General features: G+C 68.5%; 17 protein-coding genes. 8 read left to right on the top strand and 9 right to left on the bottom strand.

Features of this window, described 5'->3' with window-relative positions; genetic code table 11:
* Window positions 1-47 precede the first annotated feature (47 nt).
* A complete protein-coding gene (gene rpsA / locus W7S_RS14785; protein ID WP_008257673.1) occupies window positions 48-1,490 on the top strand; it encodes a 30S ribosomal protein S1 in 1,443 nt (480 codons plus the stop codon).
* 18 nt (window positions 1,491-1,508) lie between these two features.
* On the top strand, window positions 1,509-2,723 hold the full coding sequence (gene coaE / locus W7S_RS14780; protein ID WP_008257672.1) for a dephospho-CoA kinase: 1,215 nt from the start codon (window positions 1,509-1,511) through the stop codon (window positions 2,721-2,723).
* 12 nt (window positions 2,724-2,735) lie between these two features.
* Here coaE and W7S_RS14775 read toward each other — a convergent pair whose 3' ends face one another.
* The 5 genes from W7S_RS14775 to W7S_RS14755 are packed head-to-tail and all read right to left on the bottom strand — an operon-like array spanning window position 2,736 to window position 6,510.
* Window positions 2,736-3,149, bottom strand: coding sequence for a hypothetical protein (locus W7S_RS14775; RefSeq protein ID WP_008257671.1), 414 nt, complete (start codon window positions 3,147-3,149; stop codon window positions 2,736-2,738).
* 47 nt (window positions 3,150-3,196) lie between these two features.
* Window positions 3,197-3,982 (bottom strand): Fpg/Nei family DNA glycosylase, encoded by a 786-nt coding sequence (locus tag W7S_RS14770; protein ID WP_008257669.1) that lies wholly within the window; start codon window positions 3,980-3,982, stop codon window positions 3,197-3,199.
* A complete protein-coding gene (gene ligD / locus W7S_RS14765) occupies window positions 3,975-4,865 on the bottom strand; it encodes a non-homologous end-joining DNA ligase (protein ID WP_008257668.1) in 891 nt (296 codons plus the stop codon). Before ligD (W7S_RS14765) ends, W7S_RS14770 begins: the two co-directional genes overlap by 8 nt.
* Window positions 4,865-5,863, bottom strand: a complete 999-nt coding sequence (gene ligD / locus W7S_RS14760) for a non-homologous end-joining DNA ligase (protein WP_008257667.1) — start codon at window positions 5,861-5,863, stop codon at window positions 4,865-4,867. Before ligD (W7S_RS14760) ends, ligD (W7S_RS14765) begins: the two co-directional genes overlap by 1 nt.
* Before the next feature lie 5 nt (window positions 5,864-5,868).
* A complete protein-coding gene (locus tag W7S_RS14755; protein ID WP_008257666.1) occupies window positions 5,869-6,510 on the bottom strand; it encodes a chemotaxis protein CheB in 642 nt (213 codons plus the stop codon).
* Between the two features lie 86 nt (window positions 6,511-6,596).
* Here W7S_RS14755 and W7S_RS27180 point away from each other — a divergent pair, with 86 nt between their 5' ends.
* On the top strand, window positions 6,597-6,758 hold the full coding sequence (locus W7S_RS27180) for a hypothetical protein (RefSeq protein WP_014385108.1): 162 nt from the start codon (window positions 6,597-6,599) through the stop codon (window positions 6,756-6,758).
* Between the two features lie 11 nt (window positions 6,759-6,769).
* On the opposite strand, the gene W7S_RS14750 is transcribed toward W7S_RS27180, so the two are convergent.
* A complete protein-coding gene (locus tag W7S_RS14750) occupies window positions 6,770-7,210 on the bottom strand; it encodes a DUF402 domain-containing protein (protein WP_014711906.1) in 441 nt (146 codons plus the stop codon).
* A 94-nt stretch (window positions 7,211-7,304) separates the two neighbouring features.
* On the bottom strand, window positions 7,305-9,899 hold the full coding sequence (locus W7S_RS14745; RefSeq protein WP_238535812.1) for an FHA domain-containing protein: 2,595 nt from the start codon (window positions 9,897-9,899) through the stop codon (window positions 7,305-7,307).
* A 157-nt stretch (window positions 9,900-10,056) separates the two neighbouring features.
* On the opposite strand from W7S_RS14745, the gene W7S_RS14740 reads away from it, so the two are divergent.
* From W7S_RS14740 to W7S_RS14730, 3 genes are all read left to right on the top strand, one after another.
* Window positions 10,057-12,096: a serine/threonine-protein kinase gene (locus W7S_RS14740; protein WP_014380346.1), complete on the top strand. Its 2,040-nt coding sequence runs from the start codon at window positions 10,057-10,059 to the stop codon at window positions 12,094-12,096.
* Window positions 12,097-12,439: 343 nt separating this feature from the next.
* Complete coding sequence (uvrB, locus tag W7S_RS14735) at window positions 12,440-14,617, top strand: excinuclease ABC subunit UvrB (protein WP_009954231.1); 2,178 nt, start codon at window positions 12,440-12,442, stop codon at window positions 14,615-14,617.
* Window positions 14,618-14,674: 57 nt separating this feature from the next.
* Complete coding sequence (locus W7S_RS14730; protein WP_014711904.1) at window positions 14,675-16,093, top strand: MFS transporter; 1,419 nt, start codon at window positions 14,675-14,677, stop codon at window positions 16,091-16,093.
* Window positions 16,094-16,104: 11 nt separating this feature from the next.
* Here the strand turns inward: W7S_RS14730 and W7S_RS14725 are convergent, their stop codons facing one another.
* Window positions 16,105-17,688 (bottom strand): glycosyltransferase family 39 protein, encoded by a 1,584-nt coding sequence (locus W7S_RS14725; protein ID WP_014711903.1) that lies wholly within the window; start codon window positions 17,686-17,688, stop codon window positions 16,105-16,107.
* Between the two features lie 297 nt (window positions 17,689-17,985).
* Here W7S_RS14725 and W7S_RS14720 point away from each other — a divergent pair, with 297 nt between their 5' ends.
* Entirely contained in the window at window positions 17,986-18,429 is a 444-nt protein-coding gene (locus W7S_RS14720) for a universal stress protein (RefSeq protein ID WP_008257654.1), read from the top strand.
* Between the two features lie 22 nt (window positions 18,430-18,451).
* Here the strand turns inward: W7S_RS14720 and W7S_RS14715 are convergent, their stop codons facing one another.
* On the bottom strand, window positions 18,452-19,150 hold the full coding sequence (locus tag W7S_RS14715) for an MBL fold metallo-hydrolase (RefSeq protein ID WP_020188595.1): 699 nt from the start codon (window positions 19,148-19,150) through the stop codon (window positions 18,452-18,454).
* Window positions 19,151-19,283: 133 nt separating this feature from the next.
* Between W7S_RS14715 and uvrA the strand changes: the two genes are divergently transcribed.
* The gene (gene uvrA, locus W7S_RS14710) at window positions 19,284-22,202 is read left to right on the top strand and encodes an excinuclease ABC subunit UvrA (RefSeq protein WP_014711902.1); all 2,919 of its coding nucleotides are present in this window, start codon (window positions 19,284-19,286) and stop codon (window positions 22,200-22,202) included.
* The last annotated feature ends 69 nt before the right edge of the window (window positions 22,203-22,271 follow it).

Raw genomic sequence — 22,271 nt, 5'->3', positions numbered from 1 at the left:
ATCCCAATTGTCCCTACGACCAAACCTGTCCGGAGCACCCCAACAATATGCCGAGTCCCGCCGTCACCTCGCCCCAAGTAGCCGTCAACGACATTGGCTCCAGCGAGGACTTTCTCGCCGCAATAGACAAAACGATCAAGTACTTCAACGATGGCGACATCGTCGAGGGCACGATCGTCAAAGTGGACCGGGACGAGGTGCTCCTCGACATCGGCTACAAGACCGAGGGGGTCATCCCCGCCCGCGAGCTCTCGATCAAGCACGACGTCGACCCCAACGAGGTCGTTTCCGTGGGCGACGAGGTCGAGGCCCTGGTTCTCACCAAGGAGGACAAAGAGGGCCGCCTGATCCTGTCCAAGAAGCGCGCGCAGTACGAGCGCGCCTGGGGCACCATCGAGGCGCTCAAGGAGAAGGACGAGGCCGTCAAGGGCACCGTCATCGAGGTGGTCAAGGGTGGCCTGATCCTCGACATCGGGTTGCGCGGCTTCCTGCCCGCCTCGCTGGTCGAGATGCGCCGGGTGCGCGATCTGCAGCCGTACATCGGCAAGGAGATCGAGGCCAAGATCATCGAGCTGGACAAGAACCGCAACAACGTGGTGCTGTCGCGCCGGGCGTGGCTGGAGCAGACGCAGTCCGAGGTGCGCAGCGAGTTCCTCAACCAGCTGCAGAAGGGCGCCATCCGCAAGGGTGTCGTCTCCTCCATCGTCAACTTCGGTGCGTTCGTCGACCTCGGCGGCGTCGACGGTCTGGTGCACGTCTCCGAGCTGAGCTGGAAGCACATCGACCACCCGTCCGAGGTGGTCCAGGTCGGCGACGAGGTCACCGTCGAGGTGCTCGACGTCGACATGGACCGCGAGCGGGTTTCGTTGTCGCTCAAGGCGACTCAGGAAGACCCGTGGCGCCACTTCGCCCGCACCCACGCCATCGGCCAGATCGTGCCCGGCAAGGTCACCAAGCTGGTTCCGTTCGGCGCGTTCGTCCGCGTCGAGGAGGGCATCGAGGGCCTGGTGCACATCTCCGAGCTGGCCGAGCGCCACGTCGAGGTCCCCGACCAGGTGGTTGCCGTCGGCGACGACGCGATGGTCAAGGTCATCGACATCGACCTGGAGCGCCGCCGGATCTCGTTGTCGCTCAAGCAGGCCAACGAGGACTACACCGACGAGTTCGACCCGGCGAAGTACGGCATGGCTGACAGCTACGACGAGCAGGGCAACTACATCTTCCCCGAGGGCTTCGACTCCGAGACCAACGAATGGCTCGAGGGATTCGACAAGCAGCGCACCGAGTGGGAGGCCCGCTACGCCGAGGCCGAGCGCCGGCACAAGATGCACACCGCGCAGATGGAGAAGTTCGCGGCGGCCGAGGCGGCCGGCCACACGGCCGGCGAGCAGTCGCCGGGCAACGGTGCGCCCGCCGAGAAGGCGGGCGGATCGCTGGCCAGCGATGCCCAATTGGCCGCGCTGCGGGAGAAACTCGCCGGCAACGCGTGATCCTGACCTGAGGACGCCATGCTGCGTATCGGGTTGACCGGTGGCATCGGCGCCGGCAAGTCGGCGCTGTCGTCCACGTTCGAGCGATGCGGCGCCGTCATCGTCGACGGGGACGTCATCGCGCGTGAGGTGGTCCAGCCGGGCACCGAAGGGCTGGCGGCGCTGGTCGAGGCGTTCGGTGCCGACATCCTGCTGCCGGATGGATCGCTGGATCGACCGGCGTTGGCCGCCAAGGCCTTTCGCGACGACCAGGCCCGCCAGACGCTGAACGGAATCGTCCACCCGCTGGTGGGCCGGCGCCGCGCGGAGATCATCGCCTCGGTGCCCGAGGATTCGGTTGTGGTCGAGGACATTCCGCTGCTGGTGGAGTCCGGGATGGCGCCGCTGTTCCCGCTCGTGGTCATCGTGTACGCCGACGTCGAGGTGCGGCTGCGGCGACTGGTCGACCAGCGCGGCATGGCCGAAGACGACGCCCGCGCCAGGATCGCCGCGCAGGCCAGCGACGAGCAGCGCCGCGCGGTCGCCGACATCTGGGTGGACAACTCGGGCAGCCCGGAAGACCTGGTGCAACGCGCCCAACAGGTGTGGGACAACCGCATCGTGCCGTTTGCTCACAACCTGAGCACGCGTCAGATCGCCCCGGCGCCGGTCCAATTGGCGCCGCCCGACCCGACCTGGCCGGACCAGGCGCAGCGAATCCTCAACCGCCTGAGGACGACCTGCGGGCAGCGGGCGTTGCGCGTCGACCACATCGGGTCGACGGCCGTGCCGGATTTCCCCGCCAAGGACCTCATCGACATCCAGATCACCGTCGAATCCCTGGCCGTCGCCGACGAACTCGCCGAACCCTTGTTGTCCGCCGGGTACCCGCGCATCGAGCGCATCGTCGGCGATGTCGCCAAGAGCGACGCGCGCAGCACCGTCGGCCGCTACGACCGCGATGACGATCCGGCGTTGTGGTCCAAGCGGATTCACGCCTCGGCGGATCCCGGCCGGCCCACCAATGTGCACATCCGGGTGGAGGGGTGGCCCAATCAGCAGTTCGCCCTGCTGTTCCCCGACTGGCTGACCGCCGATCCCGATGCGCGGGCGGAGTACCTGAGCGTCAAGCGCACCGCCGAAACCGACGGCGGGGGAGACATTGCGGCCTATGTTGCCGTCAAGGAGCCGTGGTTTCTCGACGCCTACCGGCGGGCCTGGGAGTGGGCCGACGCGACGGGCTGGCGTCCCTAGCCACTACGCCACTCACGGCAGGGGCGCCCCGCACTGCAGCGCGCCGTTGTTGGGATCGGCGTTCCCCGCCACCGGCCGGACCATTTGGTCGGCCTGGACGAAAACGTTGTCGTCCACGTCGATCTCGCAGTGCACGTTCGCCGAGTACGGGAAGTGCAGCACGATGCGCATGCCGGCCTGCTGCGGATCGGACAATACGGTGTCGGCCTCGAATGCGTTGCCGGGCATCGAGCTCAGCCCGGCCGTGTTCGTCTGGCCGCCGTTGATGACGAACGTGGCCTGACTGCCGGTCGTGACGCCGTCGATCCTGGCCCGATAGGTGATGTTGTGCAGGTCCGCGCTCGCCGTCGCCGGATACAACTGGGCCCCGGCGGCGATCACCGTCACCGCGGCGACCGGCAGGAACCTGTGGCCTTTGCAGCTCATAGCCGGTGACATTACAACCCGCGTGATTTCCGAGCCAGATCGTTTGGCTACGGCTGGCAGCGCGGACACCACAGCGTCGCCCGTCCGCCCACCCGGGCGCGCTCGAGCCGCGTCCCACAGCGGGGGCAGCGCGGGTCGGGCTCGTCACGCACCCTGGTGAGCCAGCGCGGCAGGCCGGGCACCCGGCCGTGGCGCACCGCGGTGCGCAGCACCCGGGTCATCGCGGCGTGCAAGGCCTTTACGTCGTCGTCGCCCAAGTCCGCGACCGCCACGGTCGGTCGGGTTTTGGCCCGCCAACAGATCTCGTCGACCAGCAGGTTGCCGAGGCCGGCGAGCACCGACTGGTCCATCAGCGTGGGTTTGAGCTGCCGCGAGCGGGCCGACCGCGAGGCCAGCACCGCGCGGAACTCGCGCAGGCCGAGACCCAACGCGTCGGGTCCCTGCGGGCCGGTGATGTGCCCGATGTCGTCGGCATCGTCGGCCAGCCACACCCCGCGCAATTTGCGGAGGTCGGCGTAGCGCAGCTCGCCCCCGTCCAGCGACACCACCAGCCGCTCGTAGGGGTCGTGGGCGGCCCCGTCGGGGGCATAGTAGGGCCGGCCGGTCATGCCGCTGTGGATCAGCAGCGCCGGGCCGTCGGTGGGGAGCACCAACCACTTGCCGTGCCGGCGTGGGTCCGCGAAGCGGTGACCGGTCAACCGGCGCGCCAGCGCTTGTCCGGTGGTGTTGCGCAGGATCCCGGGATCGTGCACCTGCACGTGCCGGATTCGCCGCCGCGGCAGGGACGCGGCCAGTTGCCGCCGAAACCCTTCCACGTCGGGCAGCTCAGGCACGTAGCCTCGCCAATCGGCGCAGCGGGCCGGCCAGTGAGCGGGCGTGCCGCGACATGTGCGCCCACGGATCCGGTTGTCCGGCAAGCCGTTTGGGTACGTCGCGGATGGTGAACCGGTCGGCCCGCAACCGCCCGGCGTCCAGCTCGTCCCATTCCAGCGGTGTGGCTACCGGTGCGCCGTTGCGGGCCCGAACCGAATACGGCGCAACCGCCGTCTGCGCGTAGGCGTTTCGCATGATGTCGAGGTATACCCGCCCGTCGCGCTTGTCCTTGCGAGCCTCGACGGTGCGATGCGCGGGATCGTCCGCGGCGACCACTTCGCTGACGTCACGGGCGAACTGCCGGGCGGTGTCGAAATCGGTGTCGGCGCGCAAGGGGGCGACCACGTGCAGCCCCCGCGAGCCGGTGGTCTGGACGTAGCACGCCAGGCCCAGGTCCCCGAGCACCCCGGCGGTGGCGCGTGCGGTCGCTCGCACCACGGCGAAGTCGCCGTCGGACGGGTCGAGATCGAAGACGAGTCGGTCCGGGTGGTCCAGCCGGGCCCGGCGCGACTGCCACATGTGCAGGGTGATGCAGCTTTGATTGGCCAGCCAGCGCAGCGCCTCCGGCCGTTCGACGACCGGATGCTCTACGGTGCCGCCCTCCTTGGCCACCCGGACACTGCTCATCCAGTCTGGTAGCGAATCGGCGAAATCCTGCTGGATGAACCCTGTTTCGGCGATGCCGCGGGGATAGCGCTGCACGTTGAGGGCCCGGCCCCGCAGGTGCGTCAACATGGTGTCGGCCACCTGGTCGTAATAGGCGGCGAGATCGCGTTTCGTGATCCCGTCGGCGGGAAACAGGACGCGGTCCGGGTGGGTGATCTCGACGTCGACGCGGGCCATCAGTGCGTCTCCCGCACCACTTCGCCGGGCTCCTTGTCGGTGCGCATGCCGAGGTAGCGCGGATGGCGCAACTTGCCATCACGCGTCCACTCGCTGAATCCGATCTGAACCACCATCTCGGGGGATACCCAGTTCGCGCCGGCCTCGCGCACCAAACCGCGGGCGAACGGCGGCCTGTCCCGGGTGATCGGCGACAGGCGCGCGTGCAGCCGGCGCAGCGTGGCGTCGTCGAAACCGGTGCCGACCTTGCCCGCGTAGACCAGGTCCCCGCCGTCGTAGTAGCCGAGCATCAGGGCGCCCAACTCGACTCGACTGCCCTTGGGACTGGTGTAGCCCCCCACCACGAACTCCTGATCGCGCACGCATTTGAACTTCAGCCAGTTTTTCGAGCGACCGCCCTGGTAGGTGGAGTCGGCCCGCTTGGCGATCACTCCCTCGTCCCCGCGCTCACATGCGCGCCGGTAGGCGGCGATCCCGTCCCCGACGCGGTGCGGTGCACAGCGCAGCGGGTCGGCAAAGTCGATCGCTTTGCGCAGCAACCTCTTTCGCCAGAGGAGCGGCACCTCGACGGTGGACATGCCGTCGAGATGCAGCAGATCGAATACGTAGTAGAAGACACGCACCGGCGACGCCCGGGCCACGTCGGGGTCGGTGAGGCCCAGCCGACCCTGCAGCCGGGCGAAGCTGGTCCGCCGGCCGTCGAAGGCCACCACCTCTCCGTCCACGACGAACCGCGTGACCGGTTGCGCGGCAAGCGCATCCACCAATTCGGGATAGGTTCCATTGAGCGGCTGACGATTACGCGACAACAGCCGGACCCGATCGCCGTCGCGGAACGCCAGGCAGCGCATGCCGTCGAACTTGCGCTCGAAGATCCAGCCCGGATCGGAGAACCGGTCGTCGGTGAGGGTTGCCAGGGTGGGCGAGCGCCAGTCGGGCACGGGTTCGTCGTACAGCGCTTCGCGCACCGCACCGGGCAGGCTCGCGAAGTCCGTCATGCCGACTAGTTAAGACATGCCCACGGCGGCACGGGAACCGTCAGCAGTTCGGCGCCCCCGGGTGCGGTGGTCAGGGCGAGCACCGCCGCCGCGAGGCGATCGGGCGGCAGCACGAAATCCACGCAGCCGGTGGCGATCGCGTGCGCCGGCATGCTCGACGCCTCGGCGGTCGCCGGGTCTTGGACGAGCACGCGCCCGCCGTTGCGCTTGACCGCGCGACATCCGTTGGCGCCGTCGGCCAGCCGCCCGGTCAGGATCACGGCGACCGTCGGCACCAGCGCGGCGGAGCTGGTCAGGACGGCGTCCCCGACGCTGGCCTTGGCCGCTTCCTCGGCGAGCATCCAGGCGCCGTCCGCATCGATGGTTGCCGTCTTTCCGGCGGGCACGATGGTGATGCCCGGTTTGTCCGCCGGCGCCCCCGGCTCGGCGACTCGAATCGGCAGAGAGCTCGCGCGGGACAAAATCTGGGCCAGCGGATCGTCGCCGCTGAGCGTGGGGCGGCGATGCTGGGCGACGACGACGGGTACCGCAAAATCACCCGGCAGACCCGCGAGCACGGTGCCCAGGGCTTTCATGCCGCCCAGCGACGCCACCAGCACCACTCGCCCAAACGCCGCCTGGACGGGCTTGTGTTGGGTCGCGGACATAGCGCCAGGGTAATCCTTGTGTCGGGGCGCCGACATAGTTCCTGGAACCGTGGGTCGCCGTCGAACGTGCCGCATCCCGAGCCACCGTGTCCCAGACGGCACAACGCATCCAGGCCCAGCACCTGACCCGCTACAGCCGCGGCATCGTGACCATCACCGACCGTCAGGGGCTGGAACGACTAGCCTGCGGCTGCTACCGCATCGTCAAAGACGAGTTCGACAGCATCACCAACCACCGGCCAGGGTAGTGCGGTCGCGCTCAGCGGCCGCGCCAGGTGAGCTCCATGCCGCCGGCGGCCAGCCACCGCGACAGGTCATAGCCGTTGCGGGCCAACCCATCCACGGCGGCCACGGCGCGTCGCACCGCCAGCTCCGCGACCTCGGGGGTCAGCAGGCCGTGGCGGACCGCATCGAGCAACTCGTCGATATCGCACAGTTCCGCGCGGGCGCCGCTGCGGACCTCGATGTCGAGGTAATGATCCTCGGCGCGCCACACCTCGGGCCCAGGCGTGTATTCGCCCACATCCAGGTAGTAGTCGTGGTCGCGTTCGTGGCCGGGGTTGAAGTGAAAGACCGTGGCGCGCAGGCCCAACGACGGCAGCAGCCACGATTCGAGGTAGTGAAACTGGGCGCGGCCGGGGGTGGGGCGGGCGACGTAGAGACCCCACGGGTGCACCGCATACTCGTCCACGGCCCGCACGATTCCCTTGGGATCGGTGTTGGTGCGGCCCACTAAGTCGAACGTCTCGTGTTTCGGTGGGTGAATCTCGCTGTTCCTCCTGAATGATCACACCCTACCGGCGCAACCGGATCTTCCACCGCACAAACCCGCCATACAACAGTGACAGCGCGGCCAGCATGGCCATGTCCAGCAGCCAGGTCTTCGGCGCGTGCTGCCAGAACCGGTCCTGGGACAGCAGCGAATCGGGCACCAGGTGCCGCAGGTCCACCGTCGACGAGGCGGCGGCGTAGCCCCAGCGCGCCGGCATCGCCCACGACAACTGGTTCAGGCCGAGCCGGCCGGTCACGGGCACCATGCCGCCGCACAGCACCAGCTGCGCCATCACCGTCACCACGAACAGCGGCATGATTTGCTCGCTCGAGCGCACCAGCGACGAGATGGCCAGGCCCAGGATGGCCGAGGCGACGCACGTCGCGGCCACCGTCGCGAACAGCTCGACCGTGGCCCCAATCGTGGAGTGGCCGAACAGATTTGCGCCGCGCGTCGGTGCGCCCTTGCCGGCCACCACGATCGCCGTGACGATCGCCGACTGCAAAATGGCGAACGCGCAGAACACCGCGGACTTGGCGAGCAGGTATGCGGTGGTCGACAGGCCGACCGCCTGCTCCCGCTGGAAGATGGCCCGTTCGCCGACCAGATCGCGAATTGTCAAGGCGGTGCCCATGAATGCCGCGGCCGGCATCAGCAGGGCCAGTATCTGTGCGGCCTCGTCGGGCGTTCCCGCATTGGGCCCCGGCGCATGAAATCCGTTGCTGCCCGGGACGGTCAGGGACAGCGAACCCAATACGAAGGGCAGTAGCGCCAGGAAGACGAAGTAGGCGCGGTCGGCGACGACGAGGCGGAACTGCCGCCGGGCGATGGTCGAGATCTGGCGTCGCACGCTGGTGTGCACCGGCTCACCCAGGCCGCTCGGCTCATCGGCCTTGTCCGGCATGCGCTTTTGGGCCTCGCTGCGTTCCACGAAGCGGCGATTGGCTTCGTCCGGGTCGGCGCCGACCTGGGTGAAGATCTTGGCCCAGTTGGTGGTGCCCATCGCGTCGCCGATCTGCTCGGGCGAGCCGCGGTAGGCCGTCTTGCCGCCGGGGGCCATCAGCAACACCTGGTCGCAGACGTCCAGGTAGGACAGCGAGTGCGTCACCACCAGCACCACACGACCGGCGTCGGCCAACTGGCGCAGCATCGTCATGACCTGCAGGTCGAGCGCGGGGTCCAGGCCGGACGTGGGCTCGTCGAGGATCAGCAATGACGGGCCGGTCAGCAGTTCCAGCGCCACCGACGCGCGTTTGCGCTGCCCGCCGGACAGCTTGTCGACGCGGGTGTCGGCGTGTTTGGTCAGGTCGAGCTCCTCGAGCACCTGGGCGACGACCCCGGCGCGGTCGGCCTTTCCGGTGTCGGGCGGCAGCCGCAGCTCGGCGGCGTAGCCCAGCGCCTGGTTGACGGTCAGCTGGCGATGCACGACGTCGTCTTGGGGGACCATGCCGATCCTGCTGCGCAGGGAGGCGTACTCGGCGTGAATGTTCTGTCCCTCGAACGTAACTGAGCCCGAGCTGGGTGTGGTGTAGCCGGCGATGAGCCTGGCCAGGGTGCTCTTTCCGGCGCCCGACCCGCCGATCACCGCGGTGAGCGTTCCGGGACGTGCGACCAGCGAGATGTCGTCGAGCAGTTGTTTGCCGTTGTCGACGACGTACTTGACGTTGCGCACCTCGAGCCCGCCGCTCCGCGACGCGGCTTCGCTGCGCTTGGTGAGCGTGCCGCCACGGAACACCAGGTCGACGTTGCCGATGGTGACGACGTCGTCCTCGGACAGGATCGCCGACCCGACCCGGGTGCCGTTGACGAACGTGCCGTTGACGCTGTTGTCCCGGATCTCGGTGCCCAGCGGTGTGGGCACCAAGGTCGCGTGCCGGCGCGACGCCAATACGTCGGGGACGACGATGTCGTTTTCGGGGGCGCGCCCGATGGTCAGGGCGCCGGTCGTGCCCGCGGCGGACGACGCGCGCGGCGAGAGCAATCTCACAAAGCGCGTCGCCAGGTTCGACACGTCGGCCGTCTTTGCGTCGATCACCGTGAATTCCGTTGCCGGCGCGGCCCGCAACCTGGCGGGCGAGCCGGGATCGATGACGGTCAGCTCCTCCGGTGGTGCGCCGCGCACTGGCGAAGGCGCCGCGAGCGGCAGCGGGGGCGCGGGGCGAGGCAGCGGACCTCGGGGAACGCCGCGGCGCGGCGGGGGCCGATGATGCGTCGGATTCGTTTGCTCGCCAACCGCGGACCACGTCAGGGTCGGTGGCCCGGAATCGTGGCTGGGCCGGGTGCGGGCCGGGCGGGTCGCCTGGCCCTGCCGGGGCCCGATCGCGAAGGTCAGGTGCGGGCCGCGCGGGTTTCCGACGTGAATGCTCTGGCCGTCGTGGATATCGATGACCGGCATCCGGTAACCGTTGAGATAGGTCCCGTTCAGCGAACCGTTATCGATTGCCAGCCAGCGGCCTTGATCGAAACGCAGGATCAGATGCGCGCGCGAGATGCGCGGATCGGCGATCTGCACGTCGGCCTGCGCGTCGCGTCCGACGACCACTTCGTGTCCGGCCGCGAAGGATCGTTGGGACCCGTCGTGCCGAATGGTCAGCAGAGGCGGGGCGGGTCGAGTCACCACTCAAGTATCGGGTCGCGCCGGCCGTGCTTCTATGGGATCCGGCTGTGACTTCCCTTTGTTTCGGCACGGCTATTCATAGCTGTTTCATAGTCGGCGGAGTCGAATCGCCTACGGCCGTGCGGCATTATTCGATCGGAGGGGGACCAACGCATTGATGGATGAGCACAAGCGAACGACCCGGCGCATCGGCACCGGGCGACGACTGCTGACCAACCCGCGCCAGGCCCGCGACGCCCTGCGCGCGGGTTTTCACTCGTTACCCGCGATGCCGATCGGGCAGCTGTTTCGCCGGATACCACCGGTGAGTTCCCTGCCGAACGCGGAACCCCAAGCGGCGCAACCACACAGCGATTCCGGTGCGGTGGGGAATGGTGCGTCGTTTGCCGGCTACACGATCTTGCGGCAACTGGGCGCCGGTGGCATGGCCGAGGTCTACCTGGCATTGCATCCCCGGCTGCCGCGCCGCGACGTGATCAAAGTCCTCGCCGAGGCGGTGACGGCCGATCCCGAGTTTCGCGAAAGGTTCAATCGGGAGGCCGATCTCGCGGCGACGCTGTGGCATCCCCACATCGTCGGCGTCCACGACCGCGGCGCTTTCAACGGGCATCTGTGGATCTCGATGGACTATGTCGAGGGCACCGATGCGTCGCGGTTGGTCAAGCAGAGCCACCCCGAGGGCATGCCGATCCACGAGGTGTGTGCCATCGTGCAAGCGGTCGCGGGTGCGCTGGACTACGCGCACGACCGTGGCCTGCTGCACCGCGACGTCAAGCCCGCCAACATCCTGCTCACCCACCCGGAAGACGGGGAACGCCGAATCCTGTTGGCGGACTTCGGTGTCGCGCGCCACCTGGGCGACGTGAGCGGGATCACCGAAACCAACGTCGCGGTGGGAACCGTGGCCTACGCCGCGCCCGAGCAGCTTGCCGGCGCTCCGATCGACGGGAGGGCCGACCAATACGCGTTGGCCGCAACGGCTTTCCATCTGCTGACCGGTGCGCCACCGTTTCAGCATTCCAACCCGATCGCGGTGATCAGCCGGCACCTGCACGAGACGCCTCCCCGCCTCAGCGACTTTCGGCCGGAGCTGGCGGAGCTCGACGACGTGTTCTCGACGGCGCTCGCCAAACGGCCCGAGGACAGGTTCGCGCGGTGCCGGGAGTTCGCCACCGCCGTCAGCGCGCGGGTTTCCGAAGCCCGCCGCCCGCCGCCGCGCACCGCCCCGTTGGCGCCGCACCGCCGGCGCGGGCTCGCCGCCTTGAACCACCGGTTCTCGTCGAAAACCCGGTGGGCCGCGGCGCTGGTGTGCGCGGTGCTCGTCGCCGTCGCGGCGACCTGGTCGATCCTGTACTCGTTTGAGCCCACCACGCCGCCGCCCAGCCCCGCGCTCGCCTCCAAACCGTCCCTGCCCGCTCCCAGCGCCGCACCCGCCGCCGGGGGACCGGCGCTGAATGGGACCTATCGGCTGGACTATGACCAGACCAAGCGGACCACCAACGGCATCGGCATCCGGCACGGCGGAGCCACCACCGACTGGTGGGCGTTCCGGTCGGCCTGCACGACCAACGGATGCGCGGCCACCGGGACCCAGCTGGACGATGCCACCCACCAACTGGCCAGCACCACCGGCGGCGGCCAGGCCGACACGTTGCGCTACGTGGGTGGCTACTGGCAAGGCGCGCCCGAGCAGCTGCGAGTGGGCTGCGCCCAGCCGAACGGACACGCGCCTGCCACCCAGCAGGAAACCGTCGCGTGGTCGCTGGCGCCGCAGGCCGACGGCACGCTGCGGGGCACGCAGACCGAGACCGTGCTCAGCAACGAGTGCGGCGCTCAGGGGGCGGTGGTCCGGGTGCCCGTGGTGGCCACCCGGGCCGGCGCCGCGCCGGCCGGCGTGGCGTTGGGCGACCCCACCCAGGTCATCAACGCCTCGACCACCGCGTCCGCCCCGGCGCCGCCCGTGCTGGGCGGGTTGTGCGCCGATGTCGGCAAGGTCGCCTACGACCCGACCAACAACGAGCAGATCGTGTGCGAGGGCAGCAGCTGGGCCAAGGCCCCGATCACGATGGGCGTGCACGCGGCCGGTAGCTCGTGCGACCGGCCGGGCACCTCGGTGTTCGCCATGAGCACCTCCAGCGACGGCTACCTGCTGCAATGCGACCCGGTCACCCGGACGTGGACGCGTCCCGCGGGTTAGCCGAGGACGGCCGCGGGGGCCGTCCTGTACTACTTTCTGGTCGACTTCGAGGAAAACCAGCCGTCCTCGTCCTCCCGCCAACCGGGAGAGCCAGACACTATTTGGTGGTTCGGCTATCCGCGCGAGAACCTCCCTGACCGGACGTCGAGCATCTCTGAGGCGTATCGGTATACGCCGTCGACCGGAGCGCCCCCGTCTAGCGCCAGCCAAAACCAAGCTCGACCAAAGACGCAGCCTCGTCTTTACCAAGATCCTCCATGAGCGAATCCCTCAACCGTCAGGACGACGACCTGCAAAGACCAGCTCCAAGGCACTTGTCGGTGATCGCCTCTACCCTGGTGGCATGGCATTCGCCACGGAACATCCGGTAGTCGCTCATTCGGAATATCGCCCGGCCGAAGAGGCCGTGGCGGGGCTGGTGCGCGCCGGCGGCCGCTTCGAGGTCGTCAGCCCGCACGACCCCGCCGGGGACCAGCCGGCGGCCATCGACGAGCTGGAGCGCAGGATCAGGGCGGGGGAGCGCGATGTGGTGCTGCTCGGCGCCACCGGCACCGGGAAGTCGGCCACCACCGCTTGGCTCATCGAGCGCCTGCAGCGGCCCACCCTGGTGATGGCACCCAACAAGACGCTGGCCGCCCAGCTGGCCAACGAGCTGCGGGAGATGTTGCCGCACAACGCCGTTGAGTACTTCGTGTCGTACTACGACTACTACCAGCCCGAGGCCTACATCGCGCAGACCGACACCTACATCGAAAAGGACAGCTCGATCAACGACGACGTCGAGCGCTTGCGGCACTCCGCGACGTCGTCGCTGCTGTCGCGGCGCGATGTGGTCGTGGTGGCGTCGGTGTCGTGCATCTACGGCCTGGGCACCCCGCAGTCGTACCTGGATCGCTCGGTGGAACTGCGGGTCGGCAACGAGGTGCCCCGGGACGGGTTGCTGCGGCTACTGGTCGACGTCCAGTACACCCGCAACGACCTGTCCTTCACCCGCGGCTCGTTCCGGGTGCGCGGCGACACCGTGGAGATCATCCCGTCCTACGAAGAACTGGCGGTGCGCATCGAGTTCTTCGGCGACGAGATCGAGGCGCTGTATTACCTGCACCCGCTGACGGGCGACGTGATCCGCCAGGTCGACTCGCTGCGCATCTTCCCGGCCACCCACTACGTGGCCGGCCCCGAGCGGATGGCCCACGCCATCTCGACGATCGAAGAGGAACTGGCCGCCCGGCTGGCCGAACTCGAGGGCCAGGGCAAGCTGCTCGAGGCGCAGCGCCTGAGGATGCGCACCAACTACGACATCGAGATGATGCGCCAGGTCGGATTCTGTTCGGGCATCGAGAACTACTCCCGCCACATCGACGCCCGGGGGCCGGGCTCGCCGCCGGCGACCCTGCTCGACTACTTTCCGGAAGACTTTTTGATGGTCATCGACGAGTCGCACGTCACCGTGCCGCAGATCGGCGGCATGTACGAGGGCGACATGTCGCGCAAGCGCAACCTGGTCGAATACGGGTTCCGGTTGCCGTCGGCGTGCGATAACCGCCCGCTGACGTGGGAGGAGTTCGCCGACCGGGTCGGGCAGACGGTGTATCTGTCGGCCACCCCGGGCCCCTATGAGCTCAGTCAGTCCGGCGGCGAGTTCGTCGAGCAGGTCATCCGGCCCACCGGCCTGGTGGACCCGAAGGTGGTGGTCAAACCGACCAAGGGGCAGATCGACGACCTGATCGGCGAGATCCGCAAGCGCACCGACGCCGACCAGCGGGTGCTGGTCACCACGCTCACCAAGAAGATGGCCGAGGACCTCACCGACTACCTGCTCGAGATGGGCATCCGGGTGCGCTATCTGCACTCGGAGGTCGACACGCTGCGCCGGGTGGAATTGCTGCGCCAGCTGCGGCTCGGCGAGTACGACGTGCTGGTCGGCATCAACCTGCTGCGCGAGGGCCTGGACCTGCCGGAGGTGTCGCTCGTCGCCATCCTGGATGCCGACAAAGAGGGCTTCCTGCGGTCATCGCGCAGCCTGATCCAAACCATCGGCCGCGCCGCCCGCAACGTCTCCGGCGAAGTGCACATGTACGCCGACACGATCACCGACTCGATGAAGGAAGCCATCGACGAGACCGAACGGCGCCGGGCGAAGCAGATCGCCTACAACGAGGCCAACGGGATCGACCCGCAACCGCTGCGCAAGAAGATCGCCGACATCCTCGACCAGGTCTATCGCGAGGCGTCTGATACAGAAGCCAGCGTGGTGGAGATCGGCGGGTCAGGGCGCAATGCGTCCCGCGGTCGGCGCGCACAGGGCGAGCCGGGCCGCGCGGTCAGCGCCGGGGTGTTCGAGGGCCGCGACACGACCAGCATGCCCCGCGCCGAACTGGCCGACCTGATCAAGGACCTGACCGCGCAGATGATGGCCGCCGCCCGGGACTTGCAATTCGAGCTGGCCGCGCGGTTCCGGGACGAGATCGCCGACCTGAAGAAGGAACTGCGCGGGATGGACGCCGCCGGCCTGAAATGAGTTTGCTGGCAACCGATCTGCGCCGGGTAACCCCGCGGCACCCCATACGGTAGAGGGGTGACCGACGCGGCGACTATCACCGGCGGCTGGCGAGAGCTGCTGGGCGCCCGGTATCTGAGGACGTCAATCCTGCTAGCCGGTGGGGTAGCGCTTTACGCCACCAACGAGTTCCTGACCACCAGCTTGTTGCCCAACACCATCGCCGAGATCGGCGGAAGCCGGCTCTACGCGTGGGTGACGACGCTGTACCTGGTCGGGTCGGTGGTCGCGGCGACGATGGTCAATCCGATGCTGCTGCGCGTCGGGGCGCGGTCGTCGTATCTGTTCGGACTCGCCGTGTTCGGCATCGCCAGCATGGTTTGCGCGGCCGCGCCGACCATGCATGTTTTGATTGCTGGCCGGGCGATGCAGGGGGTGGCCGGGGGCTTGCTGGCCGGCCTGGGCTACGCGGTGATCAACTCCGCGCTGCCCCGCTGGCTGTGGACGCGGGGCTCGGCGCTGGTGTCGGCGATGTGGGGTGTCGCGACGGTGGTCGGGCCCACGACGGGCGGGTTGTTCGCGCAGCTCGGGATCTGGCGGTGGGCGTTCGTCACGATGGCCGTCCTCACCGTCTTGATGGCCCTGCTGGTGCCGGTCGCGCTGGCCCGCGTCGACCCGACCAACGGCATCCCGCGGATGAAGGTGCCGGTGTGGTCGCTGCTGATCATCGGTGTGGCCGCGCTGGCCGTGAGCGTCGCGCAGATTCCCCGCAACACCGCCGCGACGTACGGGCTGCTCGCGGCCGGCATCCTGCTGGTCGGCCTGTTCGTGATCGTCGACTGGCGCATGCACGCGGCCATCCTCCCGCCCAGCGTGTTCTCTCCCGGGCCGTTGAAGTGGATTTACCTAACCATGGGTGTCCTGATGGGCGCGGCGATGGTGAACACCTATGTGCCGCTGTTCGGGCAGCGGTTGGCCCACCTCACGCCCATCGCGGCCGGCTTCCTCGGCGCGGCGCTCGCCCTCGGCTGGACCGTCAGCGAAATCGTCAGCGCCTCGCTGGAAAACCCGCGCACGATCGGGCGGGTGGTCATGGTGGCGCCGCTGGTGGCCGCGTCCGGCCTGGCGCTGGGCGCGGTCGCCCGGCACGGCGACGGGTCCAACTGGACCGCCGCCCTGTGGGCGGTGGCCCTGCTGGTCGCCGGCATCGGCATCGGGATGGCCTGGCCGCACCTCTCGGCCCGCGCGATGGCCTGCGTCAACGATCCGGCCGAGGGCGGCGCCGCCTCCGCGGCGATCAACACCGTCCAGCTGACCTCCGCGGCGATCGGCGCCGGGCTGGCCGGAGTGGTCGTCAACACCGCCACCGGCGGCGAGGCGGTCGCGGCCCATTTGTTGTTCACGGTCTTCACCGCGGTGAGCGCCGCCGGTGTGGCGGTGTCGTACGCCGCGACCCGGGCCACGCGCCAGGCGCGGCCGGTCGCCAGCGTGGGCTGACCCGTCGCCGATCACCGGGTGGACTTGACCACCTGCGAGTAATGGAATTGCCAACGCTCGACGATGTGGAAGCCCAGGTAGCCCGGGAATCGGTATGCCGGGGCGCGCCCGAATGCGCTTCCGGGCGGGAGCGCTTGTCCCGCTTGGTGATCCGGCAGCGAGGCGTCTTTATTGGTAATGGTCCAGATGGTGGGGCATTTGTTGATTTTGGCCGTGGTCAGCCAGACGGCCACATGGCCGTCCCACAGCGAGCCGACCTTCGGGCCGTACACGCCGCGCTCGACGTCGATCAGCGACCGGAAGGCCGCCGGCCGGGTGGCCAGCAGCGCCCGGATCGGGCCGGGCCGCCACGGCACGGTGTTGTCCACCATCAGGCAGTCGCCGGGGGCGGCGTGTGCGGCGATCAGGTCGGCGACCTGGCTGTAGTCCCAGCCCTCCTTGGCGTACGGCCAGCGCTGGACGAACAGGTAATTGGGCACCGCGGCGATGACGAACAGCAGCACCGCGCCGACCATCGGCCAGGGCCGGCGGGCCAGCGTGACGATGCAGACGGCCAGGACGATGGCCATCGCGGGCGCGGTGAAGATCAGGTAGCGCGGGTAGTAGATCGGCTCGCTGACGGCCGAATAGATGACGACCAGCGCGGTCGGAATGACCATCCACACCACACAGAAGGTCAACAACCGGCGCAGGTCGCCGGCCGGGGCCGGCGCGCCGGCCAACCGGGCCAGCGCCGCCGCGACGATCACGACCGCGCTCAGCACCGCGAAGGCGACGCTGTGGTCGAAATACTGCCGCAGGATGATGTCGAACGCGTAATGCCAGCTCACCGGGTAGATCCAGCCGACCTGCCACACCTGGCCATGGGCGAACAGCGCGAACGGGATCATCGCCCCGACCGCGACGGCGGAGCTGGCGGCCCACCACACGGCCGGGGATCTGCGGGACCCCGCAGGAAGCAACAGCGGCAGGATCGCGCCGTACACCGGCACCAGCAGCACCAGGTTGACGTTGAGCAGGATCGACAGCGCCAATGCCAGCGCGTAGCAAATCCACCAGCGGGGCCGATTGCGCCGGACGGCGGCCACGAACAACACGGTCAGCCATACGGACGCGGCCGCGACGAAGCCATAGGAACGCGCCTCCATGCCGGCCCACGTCGTGCGGGGCAGGATGGCGAAGACGACGCCCGCGCACACCGCCGTCGGGCGCGTCGCGAACTTCTTGGTGAACACCGTGACCCCGGCGGCCGCGGCGCCCACGGCAAGGGCGCTGGGCAGGCGCGAGAAGAACTCGGTGGGCGGAAACACGGCGAACCAACCGTGCATCACCAGGTAGTACGCACCGTGGACGGCGTCGATGTGGCCCAGCAGCCGCCACAGCTCGGGCAGGGTCCGGCTCGCCGCGGCCGAAATCGTGGCCCCCTCGTCGAACCACAGCGAAGGCCGGCAGGCCCAGGCGGCGCTGACGGCCGTGGCGAACAGGGCGATCGCCCACGGATCGAGCAACCTGCCGCCGGGGCGCGCTGCGACGGGTTTATCGACGGCATCCCCGGCGCGCGGCTCGAAAATCGGCTCGAGGGTGGGCTCGAGCATGGGACCAGACATGATGCTTGTTACTGTAGGGCGCGGCCGGTCGAACCGGTCACCAACAGCGCCCCCCCGCATTTGCAGTTCGCTCCGGTATTTGCGAAAAGCGGCGTCATGCAATGCTTTCCGTCGCCGAATCGCGCATTCGATTGTTTTGTCATTATCGATATTGTCCGTTGGCCCAGCCAGGCGCCGCAAATCACGGGTGCGCCACGCCACACCGTGTCGTTCATCTATCTCCTCTGCATCGAGCAAACGCGATACTGTCTTGGGTTGGCTGACCAACCGAAACTGGGAGGGTAAATGGGCGCCTATCGGACTGTGGTGGTAGGAACCGATGGCTCGGACTCGTCGATGCGTGCGGTGGAGAAGGCGGCGCAGATCGCCGGGCCGGACGCCAAGCTGATCGTCGCCTCGGCGTACTTGCCCCAACATGAGGACGCCCGGGCCGCCGACGCCCTCCGGGACGAAAGCTACAAGGTTTCGGGCACCGCGCCGATTTACGCGATTCTGCGCGACGCCAAGGACCGCGCGCACGCGGCGGGCGCGCAGAACATCGACGAGCGCCCGATCGTGGGGGCGCCGGTCGATGCGCTGGTGCACCTCGCCGAGGAGGAGCAGGCGGACCTGCTCGTGGTCGGCAACGTCGGTCTGAGCACCATCGCCGGCCGGCTGCTGGGATCGGTGCCGGCCAACGTCTCGCGGCGGGCCAAGACCGACGTCCTGATCGTGCACACCACGACGTAACCGCCTGCCGCCGGGCCCGGCGCTACCAGCCCCGCGCGCGCCATTCGCTCAGATGGGGTCGTTCGGCGCCCAACACCGTGTCGTCGCCGTGGCCGGGGTAGATGACCGTCGCGTCGTCATACACGTCGAACACCCGGGTGGTGACGTCGTCGAGCAGCTGGTCGAAATCGCCGGGCTGCCAGGTCTTGCCGACGCCGCCGGGGAAAAGGCAGTCGCCGGTGAACAGCTGCGTGACCCCGCCGGTCGCGGGTCCGTCCAGGGCCAGCGCGATCGATCCGGGGGTGTGCCCCCGCAGGTGGATGACGTCGAAGTTCAGCTCGCCGATCTGCACGGTGTCGCCGCCCGCCAGCAAACGGTCCGGTTTGACCGGCAGCGCCTCGGCGTCGATTTCGTTGGCGGCGGTCGGCGCGCCGGTCGCCTTCGCCACGGCGTCGAGCGCCTGCCAGTGATCGAAGTGCTGATGGCTGGTCACGATCAGCGACACCTTTGGTGCGTGCTGCCGGATCAGGCCGATCAGGTCGTCGGCGTCGTTGGCGGCGTCGATGAGCAGGGTTTCGCCCGTGGCGGAACACGTCACCAGATACGCGTTGTTGTCCATGGGGCCCACCGACGCCTTTATGATCGTGGCGCCGGGTAGGGTCCGGCGGGCCGCGGTACCAGGGTCGACGTGTCCCGTGTAGGTGTCGACAAGCTTGTCAGTGGGGCCGTCCTGGGCAGTCATAGCGGCCACGTTACTGGTCACGCGCTGCTTGTCGGTATGGGCACATAGCATGGAATGCGCCGTGCGCAACTCCGATTCGGGATCGGCATTGCGGCTGCGGAGAAGTAGCAGATAGTTCCTGAGAGGGGCGGCGTTGGCTGACCGTCTGATCATCAAGGGCGCCCGCGAGCACAACCTGCGCGGCGTCGACCTCGACCTGCCCCGCGACGCGCTGATCGTCTTCACGGGGCTGTCGGGTTCGGGCAAATCGTCGCTGGCCTTCGACACGATCTTCGCCGAGGGGCAGCGGCGTTACGTGGAGTCGCTGTCGGCCTACGCCCGCCAGTTCCTCGGGCAGATGGACAAGCCGGACGTCGACTTCATCGAGGGCCTGTCCCCGGCGGTGTCGATCGACCAGAAGTCCACCAACCGCAACCCGCGATCGACGGTTGGCACCATCACCGAGGTCTACGACTACCTGCGGCTGCTGTACGCGCGCGCCGGTACCCCGCACTGCCCGGTGTGCGGCGAGCGCATTGCCCGCCAGACGCCACAGCAAATCGTCGACCAGGTGCTGGCGATGCCGGAGGGCACCCGCTTTCAGGTGCTCGCGCCGGTGGTGCGCACCCGCAAGGGCGAGTTCGCCGACCTCTTCGAAAAGCTCAACGCCCAGGGCTACAGCCGGGTCCGGGTCGACGGCGTCGTGCATCCGCTGACCGATCCGCCGAAGCTGAAGAAGCAGGAGAAGCACGACATCGAGGTCGTGGTGGACCGGCTCACTGTCAAGGCCAGCGCCAAGCAGCGGCTCACCGACTCGGTGGAAACCGCGCTGAACCTGGCCGACGGCATCGTGGTGCTGGAGTTCGTCGATCACGAGCACGACGCCCACAACCGCGAGCAGCGGTTCTCCGAGAAGCTGGCCTGCCCGAACGGGCACGCGCTGGCCGTCGACGACCTGGAGCCGCGGTCGTTCTCCTTCAACTCGCCGTACGGCGCCTGCCCCGAATGCAGCGGCCTGGGCATCCGCAAGGAGGTCGACCCGGACCTGGTGGTGCCCGACCCCGAGCGCACCCTGTCCGAGGGTGCGGTGGCGCCGTGGTCGACGGGCCATACCGCGGAGTACTTCACCCGGATGATGGCCGGGCTGGGGGACGAGCTGGGCTTCGACGTCGACACCCCGTGGCGCAAACTGCCCGCCAAGGCCCGCAAGGCGATCCTCGAGGGATCCGACCACCAGGTGCACGTGCGGTACCGCAACCGGTATGGCCGGACCCGCTCGTACTACGCCGATTTCGAGGGCGTGCTGGCGTTTCTGCAGCGCAAGATGGCGCAGACCGAATCCGAGCAGATGAAGGAGCGCTACGAGGGCTTCATGCGTGACGTGCCCTGCCCGGTCTGCGAGGGGACCCGGCTCAAGCCGGAGATCCTGGCGGTGTCGTTGAGCGCGAGCAATCGCGGCAAGAAGTCCATCGCCGAGGTCTGTGAGCTGTCGATCTCCGATTGCGCCGACTTCCTCAACACCCTCACCCTGGGGCCGCGCGAGCAGGCGATCGCCGGGCAGGTGCTCAAGGAAATTCAGTCGCGGCTGGGATTTTTGCTCGACGTCGGTCTTGAATACCTGTCGCTGTCCCGCGCGGCCGCCACGCTGTCCGGTGGTGAGGCGCAACGCATTCGGCTGGCCACCCAGATCGGGTCCGGGCTGGTGGGCGTGCTCTACGTGCTCGACGAGCCGTCCATCGGGCTGCATCAGCGCGATAACCGTCGCCTCATCGAAACCCTCACTCGGCTAAGGGGTTTGGGCAACACGCTGATCGTCGTCGAGCATGACGAGGACACCATCGCGCACGCCGACTGGATCGTCGACATCGGCCCGCGGGCCGGTGAGCACGGCGGTCAGATCGTGCACAGCGGCACCTACAGCGAGCTGCTGGCCAACAAGGAGTCGATCACGGGCGCCTACCTGTCGGGCAAGGAAAGCATCGAGATGCCGGCGATCCGGCGTCCCGTCGACCGGCGCCGTCAGCTCACCGTCGTCGGCGCGCGCGAGCACAACTTGCGCGGCATCGACGTCTCGTTCCCGCTCGGCGTGCTCACGTCGGTGACCGGTGTGTCCGGTTCCGGCAAGTCGACTCTGGTCAACGACATCCTCGCGGCGGTGCTGGCCAACCGGCTCAACGGCGCAAGGCTGGTCCCCGGCCGCCACACCCGGGTCACCGGGCTGGACCACCTGGACAAGCTGGTGCGGGTTGATCAGTCGCCGATCGGGCGCACGCCGCGGTCGAACCCGGCCACCTACACCGGCGTGTTCGACAAGATCCGGACCCTGTTCGCGGCGACCACCGAGGCCAAAGTCCGTGGCTACCAACCGGGCCGGTTCTCGTTCAACGTCAAGGGCGGCCGCTGCGAGGCGTGCACGGGCGACGGCACCATCAAGATCGAGATGAACTTCCTGCCCGACGTGTATGTGCCGTGCGAGGTGTGTCAGGGCGCGCGCTACAACCGGGAAACCCTCGAGGTGCACTACAAGGGCAAGACCATCTCCGAGGTGCTGGACATGTCCATCGAGGAGGCGGCGGAGTTCTTCGAGCCGATCACCGGCATCCACCGCTACCTGCGCACCCTGGTCGACGTCGGGCTGGGTTACGTGCGGCTCGGCCAGCCGGCGCCGACGCTGTCCGGCGGCGAGGCCCAGCGCGTCAAGCTGGCCGCCGAACTGCAGAAGCGCTCCACCGGACGCACCGTCTACATCCTCGACGAGCCGACCACGGGTCTGCATTTCGACGACATCCGCAAGTTGCTCAAGGTCATCAACGGCCTTGTCGACAAAGGCAATACGGTCATCGTCATCGAACATAACCTGGACGTCATCAAGACTTCGGACTGGATCGTCGACATGGGGCCGGAAGGCGGCGCCGAGGGCGGAACCGTTGTCGCGGAAGGCACTCCGGAGGACGTCGCGGCGGTGCCGGAGAGCTACACCGGGAAGTTCCTCGCCGAGGTCATCGGTCGCAGCGCGCCGCCGGCCAGCGCTCCCGCGCGCCGGCCGGCCCGCCGCCGTAAAGCCACCGCCTGAGCCCGCCTTCGCGACAAGGCCCGAATGACATTGTCGGGCAAGGCATCTGGCGAGCACTGAGGGGACACA

Origin of the sequence: Mycobacterium sp. MOTT36Y (assembly GCF_000262165.1) — a bacterium.
GTDB lineage: Bacteria > Actinomycetota > Actinomycetes > Mycobacteriales > Mycobacteriaceae > Mycobacterium > Mycobacterium intracellulare.
This window is presented reverse-complemented; position numbering and strand designations above follow the sequence as displayed.

Bases quoted from the DNA above. Each gene is read 5' to 3' on its own strand.
- W7S_RS14755 (WP_008257666.1), bottom strand. From the start codon at position 6,510: ATGTCCGCGACCCAACACAAGCCCGTCCAGGCGGCGTTTGGGCGAGTG.
- coaE (WP_008257672.1), top strand. From the start codon at position 1,509: ATGCTGCGTATCGGGTTGACCGGTGGCATCGGCGCCGGCAAGTCGGCG.
- W7S_RS14720 (WP_008257654.1), top strand. From the start codon at position 17,986: ATGGGCGCCTATCGGACTGTGGTGGTAGGAACCGATGGCTCGGACTCG.
- ligD (WP_008257668.1), bottom strand. From the start codon at position 4,865: ATGGCCCGCGTCGACGTCGAGATCACCCACCCGGACCGCGTCCTGTTT.
- ligD (WP_008257667.1), bottom strand. From the start codon at position 5,863: ATGACGGACTTCGCGAGCCTGCCCGGTGCGGTGCGCGAAGCGCTGTAC.
- W7S_RS14740 (WP_014380346.1), top strand. From the start codon at position 10,057: ATGGATGAGCACAAGCGAACGACCCGGCGCATCGGCACCGGGCGACGA.
- W7S_RS14715 (WP_020188595.1), bottom strand. From the start codon at position 19,150: ATGACTGCCCAGGACGGCCCCACTGACAAGCTTGTCGACACCTACACG.
- rpsA (WP_008257673.1), top strand. From the start codon at position 48: ATGCCGAGTCCCGCCGTCACCTCGCCCCAAGTAGCCGTCAACGACATT.
- uvrB (WP_009954231.1), top strand. From the start codon at position 12,440: ATGGCATTCGCCACGGAACATCCGGTAGTCGCTCATTCGGAATATCGC.
- W7S_RS14775 (WP_008257671.1), bottom strand. From the start codon at position 3,149: ATGAGCTGCAAAGGCCACAGGTTCCTGCCGGTCGCCGCGGTGACGGTG.
- W7S_RS14725 (WP_014711903.1), bottom strand. From the start codon at position 17,688: ATGCTCGAGCCCACCCTCGAGCCGATTTTCGAGCCGCGCGCCGGGGAT.